Origin of the sequence: Cetobacterium sp. (assembly GCF_048470075.1) — a bacterium.
In the GTDB taxonomy this organism is placed as follows: Bacteria; Fusobacteriota; Fusobacteriia; order Fusobacteriales; family Fusobacteriaceae; genus Cetobacterium_A.
Genome location: NZ_DBGBQB010000150.1, coordinates 1 through 7,171, shown reverse-complemented (window position 1 = coordinate 7,171; position 7,171 = coordinate 1). Strand labels below are relative to the sequence as shown.

Annotated in this window: 7 protein-coding genes and 1 tRNA gene; 2 read left to right on the top strand and 6 right to left on the bottom strand. The window is 31.5% G+C overall.

The features are described from left to right. The first annotated feature begins 114 nt into the window (after positions 1–114). Positions 115–1,200, top strand: a complete 1,086-nt coding sequence (locus ACMOUI_RS05290; protein WP_418964693.1) for a carbohydrate kinase — start codon at positions 115–117, stop codon at positions 1,198–1,200. Next, positions 1,197–2,117 (top strand): pseudouridine-5'-phosphate glycosidase, encoded by a 921-nt coding sequence (locus tag ACMOUI_RS05285; protein WP_418964692.1) that lies wholly within the window; start codon positions 1,197–1,199, stop codon positions 2,115–2,117. Before ACMOUI_RS05290 ends, ACMOUI_RS05285 begins: the two co-directional genes overlap by 4 nt. Before the next feature lie 97 nt (positions 2,118–2,214). Here the strand turns inward: ACMOUI_RS05285 and ACMOUI_RS05280 are convergent. From ACMOUI_RS05280 to mfd, 6 genes are all read right to left on the bottom strand, one after another. After that, positions 2,215–2,289 (bottom strand) — tRNA-Gln (locus ACMOUI_RS05280). A 47-nt stretch (positions 2,290–2,336) separates the two neighbouring features. Then, the gene (gene spoVG, locus ACMOUI_RS05275; protein ID WP_418964691.1) at positions 2,337–2,645 is read right to left on the bottom strand and encodes a septation regulator SpoVG; all 309 of its coding nucleotides are present in this window, start codon (positions 2,643–2,645) and stop codon (positions 2,337–2,339) included. A gap of 32 nt (positions 2,646–2,677) precedes the next feature. Further along, on the bottom strand, positions 2,678–3,538 hold the full coding sequence (gene ispE / locus ACMOUI_RS05270) for a 4-(cytidine 5'-diphospho)-2-C-methyl-D-erythritol kinase (protein ID WP_418964690.1): 861 nt from the start codon (positions 3,536–3,538) through the stop codon (positions 2,678–2,680). Beyond that, positions 3,538–3,828 carry an RNA-binding S4 domain-containing protein gene (locus ACMOUI_RS05265; RefSeq protein ID WP_023049993.1) on the bottom strand — a complete coding sequence of 97 codons (291 nt, stop codon included), beginning with the start codon at positions 3,826–3,828 and terminating at the stop codon, positions 3,538–3,540. The genes ispE and ACMOUI_RS05265 overlap by 1 nt, the downstream gene beginning before the upstream one ends. Positions 3,829–3,903: 75 nt before the next feature. Continuing rightward, on the bottom strand, positions 3,904–4,656 hold the full coding sequence (gene mazG, locus ACMOUI_RS05260; RefSeq protein WP_418964689.1) for a nucleoside triphosphate pyrophosphohydrolase: 753 nt from the start codon (positions 4,654–4,656) through the stop codon (positions 3,904–3,906). Continuing rightward, positions 4,643–7,171 (bottom strand): transcription-repair coupling factor (gene mfd, locus ACMOUI_RS05255; RefSeq protein ID WP_418964688.1); only part of this gene is annotated, 2,529 nt, incomplete at its 5' end. The genes mfd and mazG, both read right to left, overlap by 14 nt.

Genomic DNA, 7,171 nt, shown 5'->3' with positions numbered 1-7,171 from the left:
TTTCTATTAAAAAGCAATTTTTTTATAGATAAATCATTGACTTTTCAATACTTCAATGATAATATTTAAACAAAAGTTTAAATGAATAAACAATTGTTTAAAAAGGAGGTGCTTATGACCAACAGAGAAAAGGAGATTTTGAGATGGATTGAGGAAAATCCATTTATATCTCAATCTGAACTGGCAGAAAAAGCTGATATTGCTCGTTCATCTGTTGCAGTCCATATTTCTAACCTGATAAAGAAGGGAAAGATTATTGGAAAAGGGTATATTATCCAAAAAAAATCTTTTATAACTGTTATTGGTGGAACTAATATCGATATTTCAGCTCAATCTTATCTACCTCTAAAGGATTATGATTCCAATCCTGGAAAAGTAAACACATCCTTTGGTGGCGTTGGAAGAAATATCGCTGACAATCTATCTAGACTAAATCAAGATGTTGAATTAATAACTGTATTAGGTGACGATTTTAATGGAGAGGAGATAAAAAGGAATTGTAAAACTTTAGGAATAAATGTTTCTAACTCTTTGACAATCCCAAACTCTCCAACATCGACTTATATATCAATTTTAGATGAAAATAATGATATGAAGTTAGCTATTTCAGCTATGGATTTATATGAAAATCTAACTATAGATTTCATTAAATCTAAGAAAGAGATTTTGGATGAATCTAAGCTGTGTGTCATTGATACTAATATTCCAAAAGAGACAATTAAATATATTGTAGATAATTTTTCAATCCCTTTATTTTTAGATTGTGTTTCTACAACAAAAGCTTTGAAAGTAAAGGATTTTATTGGAAAGTTCCATACAATAAAGCCCAATCAACTTGAAGCGGAAACACTTTCTGGTATCGAGATTGTGGATCAGAACTCTTTGGAGCTTTGTGCTAATTTTTTCATACAGAAAGGGGTTAAACAGGTTTTTATATCCTTGGGCGAAAAAGGGGTATTCTATTCTAATGGAGAAATATCTGGGCATATGAATCCATTTAAAACTGAGATTGTAAATACCACTGGAGCTGGAGATGCCTTTATGTCTGGAATAGCATATAGCTATCTACAAAATCTGGATATTATTGAAAGTTGTAAAAATGGTATTGCATGTGCTGCAATAGCTATTTCTAGCGAAAGAACTATAAGTGACAATATGTCTTTAGAAAATATCAGTCAAATTAAGGAGGAAAATTTATGAATTTAGCAAAATATTTAGAAATTTCAAAAGAAGTTAAGGAAGCTTTAGAAAATAATAGACCTGTAGTTGCTCTTGAGTCTACTATAATATCTCATGGGATGCCTTATCCACAAAATGTTGAAACAGCTTTAAAAGTTGAAGAGATCGTTAGAGAAAATGGTGCAGTTCCAGCTACAATAGCTATTTTAAATGGAAAACTTAAAGTTGGTTTAAGTAAAGAGGAAGTTGATTATTTAGGTAAAAAAGGACTTGAAGTTACAAAGGCAAGTAGAAGAGATATTCCCGCTATATTAGCTTCAGAAACTGATGGTGCTACAACTGTTGCATCAACTATGATAATAGCTGCTCTAGCTGGAATAAAAGTTTTTGCTACAGGTGGAATTGGAGGAGTTCATAGAGGTGCTGAAACAACAATGGATATCTCTGCTGACTTAGAGGAACTAGCTATGACTGATGTTGCTGTTGTATGTGCTGGAGCTAAATCTATCCTTGATATAGGTTTAACACTGGAGTTTTTAGAAACAAAAGGTGTTCCTGTTCTTGGATACCAAACTAAGGAATTACCAGCTTTTTATACTAGAAAAAGTGGATTTAAGGTAGATTATCAAATGGATACACCTGAGCAAATCGCTAAAACATTAAAAGCTAAATGGGATGTAAACTTAAAAGGGGGAGTTGTTATTGCAAATCCAATTCCTGAAGAGTTCGCTATGGACTTTGATACAATCACTAACGCTATAAACAACGCTGTTGCTGAAGCTGAAGAAAAAGGTATCAAAGGTAAGGATAGTACTCCATTCCTACTTGCTAAAGTCAAAGATATCACAAAAGGTAAAAGTTTAGAGTCTAATATTCAATTGGTTTTCAACAATGCAAAACTTGCTTCTGAAATAGCTAAAAATTATTGCCAATTATAATATAAAAATCCCCCTCTTAAACCATTTAAAAGGGGGATTTTATTTTTTTATAAAAAAAATGGGAACTTATGTAGTTCCCATTGAATATTATTTTAAATGGCTGGGGTGGCTGGATTCGAACCAACGCATGACGGAGTCAAAGTCCGTTGCCTTACCGCTTGGCGACACCCCAACATCAATAAAATAATATCATTTTTTTTTGACATTGTCAATGATTTTTTATTCTTCTACAATTTCTTCCACTACTTCTATTGGTGTTGATTCCTGTGACATAACCTCTTTGTACTTAGCTATAACCGAATCAGTTATATCTTTTCTAAGTTCAGGTGTTATTGGGTGAGCTATATCCTTATATTCTCCGTCAGGCATTTTTCTCGAAGGCATAGCAACAAACATTCCTTTTTGACCATCAATTACTTTTAATCCGTGAATTACAAAACACTCTTCAAAAGTAACATCAGCATAAGCTTTTAACTTAAGTTCGTTCTCATTTTTCACTGTTCTCAATCTTACATCTGTAATTCTCATTCTAAATGCACCTTCCTTACGATTTAGTAGTTTTATTTAAAATTGCAAAGGAATACTTCACAATCATTAAATCTTTTTTTAAGATTACTAACCCTCTCATCAATATCCTCTATTAAAAATGCAAAGTATGCACTTCCACTTCCTGACATAAAAAACTTCAAATCCTCTACTTCCAATAATCTTTTTCTAAATTCAATCAAATTTTTATCTGATTTTAAAAGTGCTTCTTCCAAATTGTTTTCAATATATCTTTCAATTAATGTTAAATCATTTTTTTCTAATCCCATCAATATCCTGTCAATATCTGCTTTTCTAGGATTTTTTATTTTTTTTACCTCTTTGTAAGCTGTGGCTGTAGAAACTCCAAAAGGTGGTTTTATTATAACCAAAGGAACCTTTAAATTATTTTTAATCTCCTCAAGTTTTTCACCAATACCTTTAACTCTTGATGGTTTATTCAATATAAAAAAGGGTACATCCGCTCCAACACTTTTCCCCAAATCAATCAGCTCTTGAAGTGATAAAATATTCCTATAGTAATCGTTTAAAAAATTTAAAAATATAGCACCATTGGAACTTCCTCCCCCTAATCCAGCTTGGTGAGGAATAACTTTTTCTAAAAAAACCTCCATATTTAATGGGGGTAACTTAGTCTTCTCATAAAATTTTCTATATATTTTATAAAGGATATTACTTGAATCTACTGGAATATCCTTTTTATTTGTTTTTATTTTTAAATCTCCCACCTTTGCCATAACTTTTACTCTTAAATTATCACATAGATCAATGGGAAGCATAGTCATATCTAAAAGATGGTAACCATTTTCTAAAACCCCAACTATATTTAATCCTATATTAATTTTGGCATTAGATTTAAGGTTGAATATCTCCATTAAAATATATCCTCCTCGCCATCTAAATCAATGACTATACCTTTACTATCCAATAGTTCAACCAACTCAGAAGTTTTGCTTTTAGCAACATTTCCCTCTGGAACTTCCAATATTTTAAACTTAAAATATTTATTGTAATATTCAAGTTCTAACTCCATTCCAACTTTAACCTCTGTACTAGCTTTTGCTACTTTTCCATTCAATTTGGCTTTTCCACCATCCACTACTATTTTGGCAACTGGTCTTCTTTTTATTATTCTACTTACCTTTAAAAACTTATCTAATCTCATCTTTTCACATCCTTATTTCGTAATATTATATATACCTTATTTTTTTCATATGTCAATAGCTCTAAAAAAAAATTTTTATTTTTTAGACTCTTCCCATACTTTATCCATCTCTTCCAGTGTCGCTTCTTTTAAATTACAATGAGTTTCAACATATCTAAAACGTTTTTCAAATTTATCGGAAGCTGCGTTTAAACAAAGCTCTGGATTTACTCCTAAATGTCTTGAAAGATTGACTAAAGCAAAAAATAGATCTCCTAACTCCTCCTTAGCTTTCTCTTCATTTCCAACCATAACTTCATCTCTTAACTCATCTATCTCCTCTTCTACCTTATCTATAACCCCATGTATCTCATTCCAATCAAATCCTATTTTAGAGGCTTTTTTTTGCAATTTTTCAGCTCTTAAAAGAGCGGGCATTCCCTTTGGTACTCCATCTAAAATCGAAGTCCTATCAGCATGTTCCTTTTCCTCTTTTTTTATCTTTTCCCAATTGATTAGAACTTCATCCGATGTTTTTATGTCAGTATCATTTTCAAAAACATGAGGATGTCTTCTAATCATCTTTTCTGAGATGCTATCTATCACATCCTCTATTTTAAACTCTCCCTTTTCTTCACATATATTTGACTGAAAAACAACTTGAAGCAACAGATCTCCTAGCTCCCCCTTCAGTTTTTCTCCTCCCTCATCCATAGCTTCCAAAACTTCATATGTTTCTTCTAGTAAGTGAGGCTTTAAACTTTCTAAAGTTTGCTCTCTATCCCAAGGACACCCATCAGGCTCTCTCAATTTTTTTATAATCTCTACGAAATCATCAAACTTTTTCATTTAATTCACCATCTCCCTTATACCAATATAAAAAGTTTAAAATATCTTTAAAGTAATACAGTCCACCCTCTTTTTGAGAATATCTAGCTTTTTTATCTCCAATAAGTTTCATCAATTTATCAAAATTTACATGTTCATTATTAAATTTTAAGAAATATTCACCCTCTTTTTCTACTATCTCCTCTATCTTTAACTCCTTAGCTAATATTTTTATCTCTAAATATCTCAATAGGCTTATAACCTCTTTAGGTAACTCTCCAAATCTATCCACTAACTCCTCTTTTATCTCATGCAACCTGTCTAGCTCCCTTGTATCAACCAGTCTTCTATAGATTATTAATCTCTCATCCCCCTCTATATAATCCTTTGGAATATAGGAGTCCTCTTTCAGTACTATCTTTGTTTCAAAATCCTCTCTATAGTTACCTTTTACCTTAGCTATCTCCTCCTGCAAAAGTTTAGTATAAAGATTATAACCAAAAGTTTCTAAAGCTCCATGTTGTTTATCTCCTAGAATCTCCCCAGCTCCTCTTATTCTCATGTCCTCCAGTGAAAGTTTAAAGCCTCCACCAAACTCTCCAATATCCTTTAAAGTTTCATTTCTTTCTGAAGCTTTTTTACCTAATTTTTTATCCTTATCAACTATTAAGTAGCAGTATCCTTTTCTTTTTCCTCTTCCCACTCTTCCTCTTAGTTGGTAAACTTGAGAGAGTCCAAGTTTATCTACTCCCTCTATTAAAATGGTATTTGCATTTTCTATATCAATTCCATTTTCAATAATTGTAGTGCTCAATAGAATATCAATATCCCCTTCTTGGAATTTTTTTAACTTCTCTTTTATATTTTTAGGAGACATCTTTCCATGTATATAATCTATTGTTACAAATTTAGGTAAAATTTTCTTTAACTCCTCTAATTTGCTCTCTATTCTTTTAACTCTATTAAATATGTAAAACACCTGTCCCTCTCTAGCTATCTCTTTCATAATAGATTCTCTAATCTCTTTTTTATTATCACTTATAAAACTTGTTTCCACAGGCACTCTTCCCTCTGGAGCGGTCTCTATAACCGATATGTCTCTAATTCCTAAAAGAGCATAGTTTAAAGTTCTAGGAATAGGCGTGGCTGTTAAAGTTAACATATCAACATTGTTTTTCATCTTTTTTAGCTTCTCTTTATCTTTTACTCCAAACTTTTGCTCCTCATCCACTATGATAAGACCTAAATTTTTAAATTTTAAATCTCCAGACAGCACTCTATGGGTTCCTATAACAATATCTACACTTCCATTTTCAACTTTTTTAACAATCTCTTTCTGTTCTTTATCCCCACTCAATCTACTTAGGAGTTCAAGCGTTATAGGGTAATCTTTATACCTCTCTATAAATCTATCATAGTGTTGTTGTGCTAAAACGGTTGTTGGCGCAACTATTAAAACCTGTTTTCCATCCATAACACATTTAAAAGCAGCTCTTATAGCGACCTCCGTTTTTCCATATCCAACATCTCCACATACAATTCTATCCATAACTTTTGAGGATTCCATATCTCTTTTAACATCTTTTATAGCATTTTTTTGATCTCTAGTTTCTATATAGGGGAATTTTTCTTCAAACTCCTCTTGCCAAACTGTGTCTGGAGAAAATTTATACCCCGTATGAAGTGCTCTTCTAGCCTGAATCTCCACAATCTCCTTAGCAAATTTGAGCATATCCTCCTCTAACTTTTCCCTTCTTCTTTTAAACCCTCTTCTTCCCAAATTGTAAAGTTCCGGTGTTTTTCCAGTTGAGACTAAAAATCTCTCTATCTTATTTAACCCCTCAATTGGAACAAATAATCTATCCTCATCAGCATATTTTATGGCTAAATAATCCTTTCCATCTATCTCTTGGATACCCAAATAGATTCCAACACCATAATTTTCATGAATAATATAATCTCCCTCTCTGATTTGAGAGATATTCTCATATTTTATCCCATCTTTTTTCCCTAGAACTTTTACTCTTTCTGTATCCCCTTCACTTTTTATTACATCTATCTTCTTAGAAAGATTCTCTATTTTTTCATATAACTCCCTTATTTTATCCTCTTTATCTCTGTCTCTTACAATAGCCTCTTCCAACTTATAGCTCACTATCTCAGAGTTTTCTAAAAAGATGTCACAATCTCTATTTTTTTTCAATCCCTCTAAAAGTTCTAAAAAATCTATTTTTACTAAATTATTTTTGTTTATATACATATTTACTGTATCTATTTTTTCAAAACTTTTCTGATCAAAGACAGAAAAATATGTTATTCTATCTATCTCATCTCCAAAATACTCTATTCTAACTGGATTCTCCCCATTTAAAGGGAATATGTCTAAAATATCTCCTCTAACTGAAAACTCCATTCTTTTTTCTACTAAATAATTTTTTTTATATCCATTTTTTTCTAAAAGTTCTATAAGTTTTTTTCTTGTTATTCCTATCCCTAATCTTAAAGTTAAAACATCACTATTTAAAGAGTACTCTGC